14 protein-coding genes and 1 other RNA gene are annotated in these 17378 nt (G+C 33.0%); 7 read left to right on the top strand and 8 right to left on the bottom strand.

The genetic code is table 11. The features are described 5' to 3' along the window. Positions 1-1398: IS21 family transposase (istA, locus tag CD30_RS17145; RefSeq protein ID WP_036179709.1), on the top strand; the 1398-nt coding region annotated here is incomplete at its 5' end. Next, positions 1395-2120: an IS21-like element helper ATPase IstB gene (gene istB, locus CD30_RS17140; RefSeq protein ID WP_036179706.1), complete on the top strand. Its 726-nt coding sequence runs from the start codon at positions 1395-1397 to the stop codon at positions 2118-2120. The genes istA and istB, both read left to right, overlap by 4 nt. A 127-nt stretch (positions 2121-2247) precedes the next feature. On the opposite strand, the gene CD30_RS17135 is transcribed toward istB, so the two are convergent. Next, positions 2248-4179 (bottom strand): DUF262 domain-containing protein, encoded by a 1932-nt coding sequence (locus CD30_RS17135; protein ID WP_036179704.1) that lies wholly within the window; start codon positions 4177-4179, stop codon positions 2248-2250. Continuing rightward, positions 4163-5632, bottom strand: a complete 1470-nt coding sequence (locus tag CD30_RS17130) for a DUF262 domain-containing protein (RefSeq protein WP_052126294.1) — start codon at positions 5630-5632, stop codon at positions 4163-4165. The genes CD30_RS17135 and CD30_RS17130 overlap by 17 nt, the downstream gene beginning before the upstream one ends. A 390-nt stretch (positions 5633-6022) precedes the next feature. On the opposite strand from CD30_RS17130, the gene CD30_RS17125 reads away from it, so the two are divergent. From CD30_RS17125 to CD30_RS17115, 3 genes are all read left to right on the top strand, one after another. Beyond that, the gene (locus tag CD30_RS17125; RefSeq protein ID WP_036179702.1) at positions 6023-7174 is read left to right on the top strand and encodes a three-Cys-motif partner protein TcmP; all 1152 of its coding nucleotides are present in this window, start codon (positions 6023-6025) and stop codon (positions 7172-7174) included. A gap of 56 nt (positions 7175-7230) precedes the next feature. Continuing rightward, entirely contained in the window at positions 7231-7956 is a 726-nt protein-coding gene (locus tag CD30_RS17120) for a DUF5131 family protein (protein ID WP_036179700.1), read from the top strand. A gap of 394 nt (positions 7957-8350) precedes the next feature. After that, positions 8351-8911, top strand: a complete 561-nt coding sequence (locus tag CD30_RS17115) for a hypothetical protein (RefSeq protein ID WP_036179698.1) — start codon at positions 8351-8353, stop codon at positions 8909-8911. Between the two features lie 65 nt (positions 8912-8976). Here the strand turns inward: CD30_RS17115 and CD30_RS17110 are convergent, their stop codons facing one another. Next, positions 8977-9225, bottom strand: coding sequence for a helix-turn-helix domain-containing protein (locus CD30_RS17110; RefSeq protein ID WP_036179696.1), 249 nt, complete (start codon positions 9223-9225; stop codon positions 8977-8979). A 196-nt stretch (positions 9226-9421) separates the two neighbouring features. On the opposite strand from CD30_RS17110, the gene CD30_RS17105 reads away from it, so the two are divergent. Beyond that, complete coding sequence (locus CD30_RS17105; RefSeq protein ID WP_036179694.1) at positions 9422-9901, top strand: helix-turn-helix domain-containing protein; 480 nt, start codon at positions 9422-9424, stop codon at positions 9899-9901. Between the two features lie 53 nt (positions 9902-9954). Continuing rightward, the gene (locus CD30_RS17100; protein ID WP_036179692.1) at positions 9955-11118 is read left to right on the top strand and encodes a tyrosine-type recombinase/integrase; all 1164 of its coding nucleotides are present in this window, start codon (positions 9955-9957) and stop codon (positions 11116-11118) included. A gap of 220 nt (positions 11119-11338) precedes the next feature. Here CD30_RS17100 and CD30_RS17095 read toward each other — a convergent pair whose 3' ends face one another. The 5 genes from CD30_RS17095 to CD30_RS17080 form a co-directional block, all read right to left on the bottom strand. Beyond that, positions 11339-12358 (bottom strand): Abi family protein, encoded by a 1020-nt coding sequence (locus CD30_RS17095; protein WP_036179690.1) that lies wholly within the window; start codon positions 12356-12358, stop codon positions 11339-11341. Positions 12359-12566: 208 nt separating this feature from the next. After that, positions 12567-12922: a transfer-messenger RNA gene (gene ssrA / locus CD30_RS19910) on the bottom strand. Between the two features lie 472 nt (positions 12923-13394). After that, entirely contained in the window at positions 13395-13859 is a 465-nt protein-coding gene (smpB, locus tag CD30_RS17090) for an SsrA-binding protein SmpB (RefSeq protein ID WP_036179688.1), read from the bottom strand. Between the two features lie 201 nt (positions 13860-14060). Next, positions 14061-16457, bottom strand: a complete 2397-nt coding sequence (rnr, locus tag CD30_RS17085; RefSeq protein ID WP_036179686.1) for a ribonuclease R — start codon at positions 16455-16457, stop codon at positions 14061-14063. A gap of 58 nt (positions 16458-16515) precedes the next feature. Beyond that, positions 16516-17262, bottom strand: coding sequence for an alpha/beta hydrolase (locus CD30_RS17080; protein WP_036179684.1), 747 nt, complete (start codon positions 17260-17262; stop codon positions 16516-16518). Between the last annotated feature and the right edge of the window lie 116 nt (positions 17263-17378).

Genomic DNA, 17378 nt, shown 5'->3' with positions numbered 1-17378 from the left:
CATTCTATTAATAGAATCTCTCAAGAACTAGGTATTAATTGGAGAACAGCAAAAAAATACGCAGATGAAGAGCGGATACCTGAAGAAAAAGTTATTCTAAAAAGTGGGATGATGTATGAAGAACATTGGGGAGAAATCGTTTCTGATTGGCTTTTTGAAGATGAAAAATTAAAGAAAAAGCTGAGAAGAAATAATAAGAAAATATTTTCAGACTTACAACAGATGGGATTCAAGGGGTCCTACCGGACCGTTTGTTATTTTATTAGTGATTGGAAAGAAGGAAAGGATCGACCAGATGATGGTAGGGACAAGAATTTTGAACGATTAAATCATCCACCAGCTGAAGCACAAGTTGACTTTGGAATAACGGAGGCTGTAAAAGATGGAAAATTTATTGATGTCCATTGCTTAATAATGACCCTCCCCTATAGTAATACAGGATTTTGTGTTCCCTTACCTGGTGAAAATCAAGAATGCTTTTTATACGGTTTAAAAACTATGTTTAATCAGTTGGGTGGAGTTCCGAGGAAAATAAGAATAGACAACTTAAAAGCTGCAGTAGTCAAACCACGGGGGAAAAATGAAGAAGCACAGTTTACGGATGAGTTTCTGCAATTTGCCAATTACTATGGATTTGAAGCCCAAGCATGTAACCCAAGGAGTGGAAACGAAAAAGGAAACGTTGAAAATAAGGTTGGCTATGTCCGTTATAATTTCGTTACACCTTCACCTGTTATTCAAAACTTAGAAGATTTAACAACTATTTTAAATGAGCATTTAATCAAGGATCGTGCTCGTTTGCATTATGAGAAAAAGATAATTATTCAAGATTTACTGAATGAAGAAATAGAATATCTTTTAGTTATGCCTGAAGACGACTATCCAGTCTTTAAAAAAGAATCTGCGAAAGCTAATAAGTATGGCGATATAACGATTGATCAAACGAAAGTTCATATTCCGAAAGGATATAATTATAATCACTTACACCTAATCAAATATTGGGATAAATTTAAAGTTATTTCACCTTTAGGAGAAATTTTATACTCGGATTTCAGACCGTATATGAATAAGGGGCGTAAAATTCCTTGGTCATCAATATTAAAAAGTTGGTTACACAAACCAAGAGTAGTAAGCTACTCCAGATACTCATCATACCTTCCTGGACGTATACGAGAATATTTAAATATTGATAATCTACACCTTAGAAAAGAACGTTTAAATATGTTAATCAGTCTACTTACTACAAACGATATGACTGAAATAAATGAAAGATTTTATGAATTTATAAGCGCACAAAATGAAGGAGAAACTGGTAAATCCACACATCCTTATGATGTAGATTGGGCTAAGTATGATGCATTACAATCTCCTAATCTGAAAGGAAGTGGTGCGCAATGAGTACGGAATTAAAGAAAATGTGTAAATCATTACGTCTAGCATATGTAGCGGATATCTATCAAACGATTCCTTTTGAAAATGAAACACAATATCTTCAAGATCTATTTAACAGAGAGTTTCAGTTAAGAGATGAAGCAAAAGCAGATCGTTTAATCAAAAAGGCTCATTTTCCAAATAAGAAAGAACTAGAATCATATCATTGGAATGAGAATATTAGATTTCCTCCTCAAATTGATGTGAAGGAATTAACCGCATTACATTTCATTGATAAACATGAAAATGCAATTTTGGTTGGAGCACCTGGTACTGGTAAATCACATTTAGCAATTGGCCTTGGCCGTAAGGCCTGTAAAAAAGGTTACGAAGTAAGATTTTATAGGGTATCTGAATTAGTGGATACATTAGAAAGAATGTGGAGAGAAGGAAAGCTACAGCAATTTAGAAATAGATTCAAAAAAGTAGATTTAATAGTTCTAGATGAAATGGGATACGTTCCTTTTAACAAAGAAGGAGCAGAGCTTTTATTCCAGTTAATCACAGACTGGTATGAAAAAAAGAGTTTAATCATTACTTCAAATTTAGAGTTTAGCCAATGGAATCGTATCTTCGTGGATGCAAGGCTAACTGCAGCATTGGTGGATAGAGTTATCCACCATGCACATATTTTAAGTTTTACAGGCGATAGTTACAGGGTTACACATGCCCTTTCAAGACTACTATGATTTAATGGAAGGCTGGCTGGCAATTATCTACACTTTTTATTGCATTATTGTGTATTTTTCTCTTGCAAAATACAACAGATCCTCCATTTTCCATCATAAAGATTTGTTTTATATATTATTTAGTTTTTTATTCAAATCCTAAATATTCATTTAACACTTTAATCATATCTTTCATATGTTTATGTGCTAATTGGTCGTTCCATGTTGAATTTTCATATATTAAATCCATCTTCAGTGAATCTAATTTTTCTCTATTTTTATTTATAAATCGCTGGCGCTTTTCATTAAATGGTAGATTACTATATTCAGAATTAATGCTTCTTGATACAAGTGCTAAATTTCCAAATTTATTTAGTTCTTTATTGGATACTGTATTTGTATCAGTAACCTTTTGTGTTTGTGGAGATATATGCTCGACTGAATTCTTAGCAGTTAATTTAAAGTCTTTCCATCTTTTATCCTTGCTTAATGCATACTTTTCCCAAAGTACATATTCCAGTTTATAAAACCAATAATGTGGAAATTCCGTGCCAAGCTCCTGATCTAAAATCTTTATACTTAGTTTAGTTTTATAATAAGGATTTTCTAAGAATTTTCTCGTTCTAACTACTAATGGTTCATCTTCTTTTTCTCCACATAGTAAATGGTTATCTAAGTACTTTAAATATTCATAACTATGTTCTCCATTATGTTCAATTAGATATTTCAAATACGGAGTTAACCAATAATGTGTTGTAATTTGTTGTGAATGATACAACATGCTTTGTAGGAGCGCTTCACCCTTCGATGTTGGTTCCCCTCTACGTAAATAATAATAATATTTGCCGTTTTCCCCTCTACTTCTACTTTTTTCTATCTTTTTAATTAAATGTGTTTCATTTTCACTCGGTCCTACCCATTTAATAACATGTTTATCAAAGAAATATCGTACCCTCCAAAGTAATTCAATAAACTCTTTAATATGCTCTTCCTTCTTAAAATTGTTTAGAAAATAATTTGAAAATAGCGTTAATAATTCCTTATCCGATATTTTTGGAATATCAACACTATTGCTATTTGCTAAATATATACGCAAAGTATGTTGTAATAACATGGGAAATGTTAAGATGCTTCTAACTTCATCATATTCATACTCTACTTCTTCATCAAGATTTTCAACGTCCTCAATAACAAAGTTATAATCAGAATCTAAAATATCTAAAAGTGTTTTAGGCTTTAGATTGTTTTTCACTTGACTATCAATTTCAGCTAATATGTTTTTAGGATTAGCTAATTTTTCAATACCTTCTTTAGCAGCATCAGCATCAAATAATTGATGAACTTTAATTTTCGTTATCTCTTTAATAGTTTTCTCAATATAATGATCCATTACAGCACAACAATCCCATAAGTTACTGTACTTCATTCTATCTTTTGATGAAATTCTATCTAGTAATCTCGCTTTTAATATTTCATGATGCTGTAGCTGAATTCCACGGTTATTAATAACTTCAAACAACTTATTTAAATCTGTTTTACTTGGCACTTCTGTGAAAACTAATTGAACTTTTTCATAAATAAAAGATGCTATATTTTCGGCTTTTCCTTGTTCTTCTGCTTCTAACCTTGTATAAAATGTTTTTATTACTGCCAATGCATCTGTTATATTAGCGGGTAAATTATTTATTACTCGCTCATTTCCACTAATCAATTGTTTAAAATGTTTATTGACATCGTCACGAATAGCAAATGTTACCCTACTTGTCCCATCTAATTCAATGAAACCTTTTAATTCTCCTACAAATATTATTGCTATCATCCAAAGAGTTGTAAATCGCTGTTGACCATCAATTAAGTCGTAAATTTTGATGTCTTCATTGCCTAAATTATTTTCAACCGTAAGTACTCCGCCTAAATAAAATAACTCTTTCTTATCACCATAAGCTGCAATTATATCTTCTAATAATGTTTTAACTTGCTCCTCTTCCCAGACATATAATCTCTGATATATTGGTACATTAAATAAGTATTTTTCCTCAACAATACTTTTTAAGGTAACTAAATTAGATTTTATTTGCATTATTATTCTCCTCAACTAGTTGGTCCATCCAGCTTTCCTTATTTTCAAAACTATCTTTAGAGTAATAATTTAGTATTCGAAATTTGTATTCACCCCGCACTCCCTTCCCAGCTTCAATTTGTTCACTTTGATATATATCAATTTTCTTTGAACAGAATTTTAGAAATTCAAATACTTCTTCCGGAATAAAGGCTTGACTTATAACATCAAGTAAATTGTTATCTTCTTCGGTTAAAAATATAAGCGGTGCCTGTTTTACAACATTTTGTTTATTTAAACGTATTGCACCAAATACATGGTCTAACCAGAGAGAAAATCTAAATAACTCTTTTTCTCCAAACTTGTCATAATACATTATTGTGGCGATTATAAATAGTTCCTTTAGATACTGCGAAGTATTCTTCCAAACACTGTTATAAAATATTCTAAATCTTTTTATTTCTATACTATGAATATTTTTATCTGTAAAAAGTAAATGAATTACCTCTGAGTATTTTTTTGAATACAGGAAATAACCTAACCCTTTACTTATAGGTTGTCTTATAGTAAAAGGAAGTTTATGATCGCCTTGGTAGTTTTCATTTTTTACTTGTACTTTGTAATTTTCACTATCTTCAATTTTAAGCTCTATTCCATAAGAATTATTAAAGTTAGGATATAACTGTATCGCATAATCATCATTTTTTAGTTTTGTATTTCTCATGAATTCATTTAAAATATCCTCATCGTTTTCTATTCTTATATGTTTTTGACCTCTCCAACAACGTGCTCTCCATAAATACTTATTAAATAATTCATTAATAAACTTTCCTTTTCTACCAATTATTGACTCATAACTTTGAATACTTTCCCAACTTTTTGCGCAATTTTCTTGCACTTTTATATCATCGATTCCTCTTAGATGATAGGCTTTCAGTAAATCAGTTGGTTCTAGTTTAACCCCTCGATAGTTTTGAGTATCAAAAAATGTAAACGCCAAATCTTCCAAAAAGGTAGTAATAAATGTAAATTGAATTTTAGGGAACATTAAAGAAACTTTTTCTTTCCAATTATCATGCTGATTCAAATACATTTGAATATTTTTAATGTTCTTTATCGAGATGGGTGAATCAAATTCGATTGCAATTTTTTCATCTATTAAATTTCCATTTAACATATAGTAAATGATACTTAAGGTGGTAATACGCTGCTGACCATCTATTATAAACAATTTCTTTCTCTTATCATTTTGGTGTAATAATATATTCCCCATGTAATATGGAATATTAGGTTGTGAATCTAGATGATCTATAAGGTCGTTGATAAGTTCCTTAACCTTTTCAACATTCCATACATAAGGTCGTTGATATGTATCAATACCAATTGGATAGGCTGACTTTAATTTAAAAAACCTTTCCAATGTGCTAACTTCCACATTTACTTCATTTATTATGTCAATTTTTCCAATCTCCATTATTATCGACAAACCTACCTTTTATAATCTATTTAATTAGTGTTAGTTCCATTTTAAATCATATTCTACTAGTTCAAATGAAATAAAGTAGAAATATTCCATTAAAACTACCACCCTTCCCCATTTATATATTACCACTTCCTATTAAGTACCATAAAATGTAAATCATCTTTCGAAAGATCATACCCCTATACTTAAAGAATTACATATACTATTTGAGCAATTAATAGTGATTACACTAGAATACTGTGGTTACCAGAAAGTTGTTTACAAAGGCAAAATTACCACTAATATCATTAAAATACATTACTACCTATTTATGTAAATATAGTATAATTATAACATTGGTAATTTTTTGAAAACATAATAATACAGAATAGGAGCTTTCATATGGCTAAAGTTGAATTTTTTTCTGAACAAAGAGAACAGTCAAAAATTAAAACTACAATTCTTACTAAGTATTTTGATGTTTGGACTAAAATTATTGGACCTAGATCTAGAAATGGAAGGATTGCATACATCGATTTATTTTCTGGTCCTGGCAAATTTGAAGATGATAGTTTATCAACTCCCCTTCTTATTTTAGAAAAGTGTATAAATGATGTTAATTTACGAGACAGAGTAGTAACAGTTTTTAATGATGCTAATCCAGAATTTAGTCAGCAATTAAATGATAATATTAGAGAATTATCCGACGTAGATACTCTAAAATATAAGCCTCAAGTTCTAAATACAGAAATTGGAGATGAGATTGCAAGTATCTTCTCTGAAAAAAAATTAATACCTACTCTGGCTTTTATTGACCCTTGGGGGTACAAAGGTTTAACAACAAAGTTGATAAATGCACTTATAAAAGATTTTGGTTCAGATTGTATTTTCTTTTTCAATTACAATCGTATTAGCATGGGGATTAATAATCCTTTAGTTGTAGAACATATGAATGCCTTATTTGGTGAAGAAAGAGCAAATGAGATGCGTATAATGTTAAAAGGTTTGAGTTCAGAAGAAAAAGAAGCGTATATAGTTAACGAATTGGCAGAATCCCTTTCTAATGAAAATTCGAATCTAGTTTTACCTTTCCGTTTCTTGGATGAGAAAAAAAACAAAACAAGCCACTATCTAATCTTCGTCTCAAAACATACACTTGGCTATACGATTATGAAAGAAATTATGGCTAATGAAAGTACCATGAAAGATGATGATGTAGCAAGTTTTTCATATATACCTGTAAAACATTTAGAAAAACATCAAAATGTTCAATTATCGCTCCTATCTCAGTATGAAAGGCCCCTTGATAGCTTAGGAAAAGAGTTATTAAATAAATTTACGGGAAAAACAATGACTGTTAATAAAATTTTTGAGCTTTGCCATGTAGGCACTCCTTTTACTGCTGCCAACTTCAAAGAGGCTCTTAGAAGATTGGAGGTTGAAGGAAATATCATTGCAGATCCTACTTCAGAAAATAGACCAAATAGGAATGGAAAAAAGACTATGGGCGATAAAGTAAAGATCACTTTCCATAAACAGAACGAATGTTCTTGATTTAAAACCAAATTATGTATATTATGAGTGTATTAATATCTTTAGGAGGGGAAAAATTGGCTGGTAGTTCTAGTATTGAATGGACAGAGGCAACATGGAATCCCGTCACTGGTTGTAACAAGGTTTCTGATGGTTGTAAACATTGTTATGCAGAAAGAATGGCAAAACGTTTACATGCAATGGGCAATCCTAGATATGAAAATGGATTTAATGTAACACTTCACTATGATCTAATTGATGTCCCTAGAAAATGGATTAAGCCTAGGAAGGTTTTCGTTAATTCAATGTCAGATTTATTTCATGAAAAAATTCCTACTGAATTTATTCAAAAAGTATTTAGAACAATGAATGAAACTCCACAACATACTTATCAAGTTCTGACAAAACGCCCTAAAAGAATTCTAGACCTTTCTAGTCAACTGAATTTCACTCCTAATATCTGGATAGGGACTAGTGTTGAAAATACAAAGGTTATTAATAGGATTGAACTTTTAAAAAAAGTCCCTGCCAAGATTAGATTTTTATCCTGCGAACCCTTACTGGGTCCACTCGATGACCTTAATTTAATTGACATTCACTGGGTTATCGTTGGTGGAGAGTCAGGACCTGGAGCAAGACCAGTAGAAGCAGATTGGGTTAGATCAATTCGAGATCAATGCCAATCCCAAAATGTCTCATTTTTCTTTAAACAATGGGGTGGAGTACAAAAACATCGATTTGGTAGAAAATTAGATAATAGAACATATGACGAATTTCCAAATCCCCCCTTACTTATTGAATAAGTAAGGGGAATTATTTTATACCTTAAAAAAAGCAATCGTTAGCTAATCAGTACCCAGGGGGCGACTAACGTCATAATTGAACGTCTGGAAAGGAAGATACACCCTCACAAAATTTTTTTATAAAATTTTTAGTATATGGTCATAATTTGTTCACAAAAAGTCAAGAACATAAAATTATTAATAATATAATATTATTATCCGTGCATCTTTTCCCACCCAAATCTGTCTATTTCTAAAGGCTCAATATTCTCTTAAAAACTACAATTCACTCCAAAAGCCTCTGGAATTTCTGTAATGCGTTACAAAACCAAATTTCAACTTCCAAATAGATTTTTACATCAATGCTAGTTACAATCTATTTACGGCGCCGTTACCAAATACAGGAGGTTTTAAAATGACACTTGCTATATCTAATCAAGAATATACCGATGAGTTATATCGACAACTTAATGGTTCATTTCTACAACCTGATTACTGGAAAGAAAGAGGACGTGAAGATGCTCATTTAATCTGGGAGACAAGAACATCATTTTCTATTTTCGAATTTGAAAAGTGTTTCCCTAGTGATGATGACACTAATTTAGTTACAGAAAATAAGCTAAATTACTTCAAAGCATTTCAGGCTGAAATAGAAGGTAAAGTACCACGACATTACTGTGATTTAATACTTGATTCTGCTGAGAAATATAACTACGATGATTTTCTTAGTGAACACGGGAATGTCATTGTTCAGTTCTCAATACCATCGCTTTTAAAAGAATTAGAAGAGCTATGCATTGAAGACGAAGAGGTGGCTAATCATTTTAATCCTCGATATGGCGGATGTAGTATTTACAATTTTGATCAATCAGTTGGAGATGTACATTTCTCTTATTACGATTTATTGGCAAATACTCCATGTATAGAAAAAGCGATAATACTTGGTCCTAATGATTTATTTAAAATGAATAAATAAGCATAAATAAAAGCAGAGTAACTTTATGGTTACTCTGCTTTACACTTACCTTGCCCCAATTCTAGCTAATTACTATGTGTTTCTAAGAATCGGTCGATCTCTTTACGTGAAACCCGACTTACTCCTTCTATCACACTAACTTTTAAACCCATTACACGATATTTTGCTAAAGTATTAACTGATACCCCTATGTATTCAGCTGCTTCTTTTAAGCTGAACCATTCTTTCGAAGCTATTTTATAATCTGTTACGATTTCCTTAATAGCTTCTGACATCATTGTTTTCAATAAATTTACTTCTTCTAAACCTTGCATATAGATACCTCATTCTATTTTTATTCCTCCGATTTTTTAAATAGTAATTCTTTCTACATATTTTTTTATTCAACGTAGTCTGGAATTGCTTACTAATAATATATCACGCATTTAATTGCTGAGCAATATTAATATTAAAATAATTGCAATTAGGTCCATATAGCTTTATAATCATCAATATAGCGAGGTGACAACTATGGAGGAGTCGTTAGGCGCACTTTTAAAAAAATTACGCAAAGAAAAAGAGCTTACATTAAATCAATTATCAGATTTAACAGGTATATCACAACCTTATTTATCGCAGCTAGAATCAAATAAACGTAAACCTTCTGCTGTATACCTACATCGCATATCAGATGTATTAGATGTACCCTATTCTGCCCTGATTAAATTATCAGGAAATCCAGACTTTATTGACAAGTATAATTCACATCAAATAAAGGAAGGTTTTCCTGAAAGGATAGTAAGTAAAATCGTTCCCATTGATTCAGATCGATTAGAGGCATTAGAATCTGCCACAGATTTAAAGGTATTACTAGAACAGGATGCCTTAGTAATTAAAGCTGAAAAGATAAAACCTTCATTTAATGGACATTTATTAACTGAGGATGAAGCAGAGAGAGCACTTGCAATGCTTTATTTATTATTTCCACAATATAAAGAACCTAAAGAATAACAAATCATTTAAGCTTCTTACCTTGCCCCAACTAGGTATAGGAGGAAAAGATGATGACTAAAAAGAAAGAAACAACAACCGTAGAAGAATACACTTTAAAAAATGGTGAAAAACGAGTTCGATCAAAAATCTATGTAGGAATTGATAACCTAACAGGTGAAGAAATAAGAACTACCGTAACTGCAAAATCAAGTAGAGAGTTAAAGCAAAAAATTCTAAAAATAAAGTCAGATTTTGCAAATGGAAACTACAAGAAAAAACAAGTTACTACATATCAAGATGTATTTGATTTATGGATAAAAGTATATGAGAAAAAAGTAGAAGAAAGTACATTCGTAAAAACAACAGGCATTTTCCGTAATCATATTTTACCTGCAATGGGCACTTATAAAATTGATAAAATTAACGTAGATATTTGTCAACGTCATGTAGATGAATGGATGGAGAAACTTGTAAACGGAGATAAAACGAAAAGCTATGCTGCGTTAGTTATGCGCTTTGCAATTAAGCGTGGTTATATTCAAACAAATCCATTTGATCTTGTTGATTTACCTCGCAATCGTAAAAAAAGTAACATTGAACCTGAAACAGAAAACTTCTATACGAAAGAACAATTGCGTCATTTTTTATACTATGCTGAGCAACAGCCAAACTATAAAATATATGCCTTCTTCCGAATATTAGCTTATTCTGGAATGCGTAAAGGTGAAGCACTTGCACTAACTTGGCAGGATATTAACTTTAAAGAAAATGAAATTAGCATTAATAAAGCAATCGGACAAGGTAAATCACAAAGATTATATATTAAAACCACTAAAACTGGCTCAGAGCGCACTATCAAAATGGATGAAGCTACAATGACTGTATTAAAAGAGTGGAAGAAAAAACAGCAGCAAGCCTATTTAATGCTTGGTTACAACACGTTAAATAAAGATCAATTGGTATTTAGTAATACGAAAAATTCCTTAATTCAACCATCTAAAACTAATGATTGGCTTAAATCCATCATTAATAAACATAACCTACCAGCGATTACAACGCATGGATTTAGACATACGCATTGTTCCTTACTATTTGAAGCTGGAGCGAAGATTAAAGAGGTACAAGATCGTTTAGGGCACTCAGATATCAAAACAACAATGGATATTTATGCTCATGTTACAAAGCAAGCTAAGGAAGATGCGATTCAGAAATTTAACAACTATTTAAATTATTAGGGTTACTCTAGCTAAATTAAACAATTTAACCGAGATTAAAACATTTTTGAGGCTATTATAAAGAATTCGAGTTTCTTTATTCATGAAATAGAAAAAGAAGGTGCTAAAAGCACCTTCTTTTTCTGACTATACAGTTAACCTTTGCATCGGATAACTCGCCGTCACGCACGATATAATATATGTATAATATATCATCTTAATCACTTAAAGTAAAGAAAAATTATCGACCTAATTTTATCCAATCCGAAATATTTTTTCTACCCATCCTGTCAAACAATTTAGTCATCAAAGTACGTTGTCTTTTAGAATTAGCTACATCAAAATAGTACTTCTTAATTAAATCTCTAATATCTTTTAAATTTTCAAATTGAGATAATACAAGCAATACATCATATAACCTTATTTCATAATATGTTGGTACTCCATTAATATTTAGTTTAGTTTTTAATCCTAGATCAACAATCAAACCTGCATCAATTCTCAAGTTATTAGGTGTTCTAAACCTATTAACTAATTGAAAGTGTGCACATGTATTTCTTAACTCAATAAATATACGTATTGAATTTATAAACTTTTGTTTTTCAAGGTAGTTCATACCCATGTCAGCAATTACATTTACAAATATATCTCGTTCATATCTTATCAGTAATTGGAATAACACACCGAATTCTAAAACCTTTATTGTCATCCAAAATGGAGGATCTGCATAAGTGGATAAATATGTATACTTCGCCTTACAAAATTCTATAAAATCGGGATATGTATTTCTATTAAAAGAAATATTTGTGTTGAAAATTTTATGATACTGAACAGGCTTAGCAATTTCTCTAGGTACACTCAAATGATTTGAACGTGGATCAGTATATTTATTAACATCAATATACGATCGTGCGTCAGAAGGATTAACAAAATGTTTTTCACAAAAGCGATGTGCCATAGATGTTTTAAATCTTGTCTCAAAGCGATCTAACAATCTTAATATTTCTACATTTAGTTTTTTATCAAACTCATATAAAAAGATAAAATCTTCAAAATAATAATAATCAAATTCTTTTGTAGCAGCTTTAGAGTCTTTTAACATTAATGTTTCAAAACCGTTTATTAAGTCAAAATAATTTTTTTCTAATAAATGTATTTTTGCTGCCTCTTCATTTTTAATAATTAACTTTCGATTCTTTAATAATTCAATTTGTTCATCTATTGTTAAAAACTCTTTCGTTACATGATTTCTATTACTCACTAGTTCACCTCATTTCACAATTTATATTGTATTTTAAATCTTATAAAACTTCCATATTTTATCGTTATTTAATATAAACAATTAAAAAATTAACTACGTTTTTAACTACGACTGAATGCTATCAGATGAAATTCAATGACAAAAGAAAAAGACCAAAACCCTTTAATATCAAGGATTTTGATCTTCAGTGATTTCCATTGAAATTCATTTATGGAGACGGCGGGAGTCGAACCCGCGTCCAGAAACTCCAATACTTAAACTTCTACGCGTGTAGTTTGCCTACTTACATTTCATGCTGCATTATGCCGACAAACAGGCGTCCTGAGCACTAACTTGGAAATCTCTTGACGGTGACTCAAGTGGCACCACCGACCGTATCCCACTAAAGTTGGGCCCCACGTTCTCTACATGGGCGATAGAGAGGCAGAGCGCTTACGAGCTTACGCTGCGTATGCTAAATTTTGTTGTTTGCCAGTTATTATATAACTTCCGTTGATGACGGAGCCGAGACCTCCGACGCGCAGCTCAAGCTTGAACCATCCCTGTCGAATCCGTAACGTCCCCTTATTATAAAGGGTCATGGCGTTAACCATGTACGGCAGTGATGCACAATTAAGCATCGAACTTACTTACTGGCTTGTATACACATTATACATCTGAAAACACTAGATTTCAAGGGTTCTACACCATGTATCTGTTGGAGACATTACATAAAGTTGGAGTGATTTCATTCAACTATGCCACTTCCATTATTACTAAAACAATTTCCTAATAAAATTTCAAATCATAAAACCGTAGAAAAAACTCGAATTACTATCATATGTTTACTGATTTCTCACCTTAAACACACATTCCCTCGCGTGCTTTGCTCCACTTCACTGCTCCCAGCTCCGTAGAAAAGATATGGATCTCTTTTAAAAATTAATTATCGTCTGTTTACTGATTCTCAGCCCTAAACACACGTTCCATCTCACGCTTTGCTCCTGTTTTACTCGTTAGCTCCGGAAAAGATCAGAATCTATTTTATATCATATGTTTACTGATTTTTAGCCTTAAACACACGTTCCATCTCGCGCTTCGCTTCCTTCTTACGCATATCCGCGCGCTTATCGTAATCTTTTTTCCCTTTGCCTAAGCCGATTAATAGCTTTGCGTAGCCATCTTTAATATACATTTTTAAAGGGACGATGGTATAGCCATCTCTTTTCACTGCTCCAAGTAATTCATTAATTTGTTTTTTATGAAGAAGCAATTTACGGACTCTTAAAGGATCGTGATTAAAGCGATTTCCTTGGTCGTAAGGGCTAATATGCATGTTGCTAATCCAGGCTTCTCCCCTTCTTATTTGCACATAGGAATCCTTTAATTGTACTTTCCCTGCTCGAATGGATTTAATTTCTGTACCTTGTAGCACCATTCCGGCTTCAAAGGTTTCTTCTATAAAATAATCATGGCTTGCTTTTTTATTTTGTGCTAATACTTTCCCTGTTCCTTTTGCCACAACAAACACCTCACAATCTCAACAACAACTCTATTAGAAAATAATACATTTAAACAGCATAATTGCCAAGAAGATGCCTCTAATTTCATCATTTAGACATCTTCTCGGCGATTCGACTGATTCTTGCCCCAATATCAGGAGCAACTATATTATGTTCTAATGTGCTGGGGCTAGCCAATCCAACTGTTAGCCCACAACTGATTATCTCTTTTTAGGTTTTTTCTTTTTACCTTTTTTCGCTACGCCTTCATAAAACTTTTGTTTTTGTTTTACTTTACGTGGTCCTTTACCAGCATCACGTGAGCCTTCTTTTTCGCCTCGACCTTTACCACGGCTTCCACGTGCTGAGTCGCCTTCACCCTTTTTGCCTCGGTGTTCCGCTCTTCCAGAACCACCTTCACCTCTTTTACCAGCGTGAATGACTTTTGGTGCTGCTTTACGAGTGCGGCCAGCATATGATTTCACCATGCCGACAATTTCGAAGTCAACTGATGATTCTTCAATAATGACATTGGCTACGCGAATCTTCACTTCATCCCCTATACGGAATTGGCGATTCGTATGCTCACCAATCATAATCATTTGTCGATCATCAAAATGATAATAATCGTCTGTCATATTACTAATGTGGACAAGCCCTTCAACTGTGTTAGGTAATTCCACGAAAATACCGAAGTTTGTAATGGATGATACCATTCCTTCAAATTCTTCACCGATTTTATCAGACATAAATTGTGCTTTTTTCAATGCATCCGTATCACGTTCTGCATCCACTGCACGGCGTTCACGTTCAGATGTATGATCAGCGATTTCATCCATTCTTTGCGCCCATTTAAATGTCGTTTCCTTCGATACGTCTCCCTCGATTAAATACGTACGAATTAAACGATGGACGATTAAGTCAGGGTAACGTCTGATTGGTGACGTGAAGTGTGTATAAAAATCAGTAGACAATCCGAAATGTCCGATTGATTCTGGGTAATATTTCGCCTGTTGCATGGAGCGTAACAGCATTGTCGAAATAACCGGTTCTTCTGGCATGCCTTCAATCGCCGCAATAATTTCCTGCAGCGCCTTTGGATGAACTGTGTTTCCTGTTCCTTTTACGACTAATCCAAAGTTCGTTACAAATTCAAAGAAGCGTTGTAGTTTTTCTGGCTTTGGATCTTCATGGATACGATAGATGAAAGGCACTTGCATCCAATGGAAATGCTCTGCAATCGTTTCGTTTGCTACTAGCATAAATTCCTCAATTAAGCGCTCAGATACAGTACGTTCTCGTAAAACGATATCTGTCGGCCAGCCATCTTCATTTACTAACACTTTCGACTCTTTAAAGTCAAAGTCAATAGCACCGCGTTCCATACGTTTATTTCTTAGAATTTCAGCAAGATCTGCCATATCCTTAAACATCGGAACAAGCGGCTCATAACGTTTCAATAATTCCTCATCCTGATGCTCTAAAATTTTATAAACATCTGTATAAGTCATACGCTCAGTCGTTTTAATGACACTTTGGAAAATTTCGTGCTCAACGACTTTACCTGTCTGATCAATAATCATCTCACAAGATAATGTTAATCGATCAACCTGTGGATTTAATGAACAGATCCCATTTGATAAACGATGGGGAATCATCGGAATAACGCGGTCAGTTAAATAAACACTTGTACCACGTTCATAGGCTTCAGCATCAATAATAGAGCCTTCTCTTACATAATAGCTAACATCCGCAATATGAACGCCTAGCTTATATGTGCCGTCTTCATTTTTTGTCACCGTAACGGCATCGTCTAAATCCTTTGCATCGGCGCCATCGATTGTGACAATGACTTCATTACGCAAATCGCGACGACCAATAAGATCCTTTTCCGTTATCTCATCTGGTACTTCCCCTGCAGCATCCACCACTTCTTGTGGGAACTCTGGTGGTATGCCATGTTTATAAATAATTGATAATATGTCGATTCCAGGGTCATTTTTATGTCCTAAAATTTTCGTAATGACACCTGTTGCCGATTTTATTTCACTTGGCCAGTTTGTAATTTCAACTACTACTTTATGACCATCAACTGCACCTAGGGAATCTTCTTTTGCTACAAAGATATCCATATTTAATTTTTTGTCATCTGTTACAACAAAACCAAAGCCACGATTTGCTTGGTATGTTCCGACAAATGTTGTTTTACTACGCTCGATTACCTTTGTAACAGTACCTTCTCTACGATCACCTGAGGATTCCTTTAAAACACGAATTAATACGATATCCCCATTTAATGCACCATTTACTTCATGTGGTGGGATGAAAATATCATCCATTCCCTCCTCATCAGGTGTGACAAAGCCAAATCCTTTTGCATGGCCAATAAATTTCCCGCGCAATAAATTCATTCTTTCTGGTAAACCATACCGATTAGAACGGGAACGAACGATTAATCCTTGATCTTCCATTCGTACTAATGTTTTTATTAGCTCTTTAAACTCATCCGCATCCTCTAGCTCAAGTACTTCCTCAAGTTCATCTGCTTTTAAAGGTTTATATTCATCATCTTTCATTAAATCTAATAATCGCTGTTGCATTTCATTTTGTTGAGCCATATATTTTCCCTCCTTTTTGCTATACTAACTAGTATTGATTAGTTTTCACTGAATATCGTTATTCATTCCAATCAAGTGATTCTAAAAAGTCGAATACTATTTTATGTAAAAGCTCTTTTTCTTTATCTAACGTAATCACGTGACTAGATTGATCAAACCAAGCAATATCTTTTTTTAATGATTCCACTTCGTCATATATAATATGAGCAGACTGTGGGTCAATAATTTCATCATTTGTTGATTGAACAACGAGAATGGGTGTATAAATAAAATCCAATTCTTTTCTTGTATTTGAAATGAATTGCTGTAATTCGACTAATGAAGGCATACCTTTTTGTCGAAGCTGTTCCACTTCTTCGATAATTTGCGGCTCTTCTTTCCCTTCGAAGCGTTTAAAATCCTGTGCATATTTCAGCACACCTTCAAACATTTTATCTGTCGTTCGCATTGTCATAGGCGAGCACATCGTCACAATCCCTTTTAGTGGAACATTCATCCCAAGCTTTAACGCAAATACACCACCTAAAGATAGACCTGCAACGGCAATTTCATTATAGCCTTCATTTTTTAATGTTTCGTAGCCCTTTAAAACATCCTGCCACCAGTCCTTTGGGGATGTTTCAACTAATTGTTCTGGTGCTACACCATGACCTTTATAATGAGGTGCGTGACTCGTATAACCATTTTTCTCAAGAAAACGCCCTAGCATTCGAACATCCGATGAACTACCTGTAAAGCCATGTAATAGCAATACAGCACGGGGACCCGCTTTAAAGAAAAAAGGTTGTATTTCTTTATTTCTCATCTTACTTGTGTCCTCCAACATTTATCCATAAATACAAATTTTACATACTTAACCCTAAATTTCATTATAATCGAGTAGAGGGAAAATAAGTTAACTAATTTTCGCCCCTCTCACAA

Origin of the sequence: Ureibacillus massiliensis 4400831 = CIP 108448 = CCUG 49529 (assembly GCF_000772965.1) — a bacterium.
GTDB lineage: Bacteria > Bacillota > Bacilli > Bacillales_A > Planococcaceae > Ureibacillus > Ureibacillus massiliensis.
Note: the sequence above shows the minus strand (reverse complement) of the source record. Positions and strands in the feature narration are given on the sequence as shown.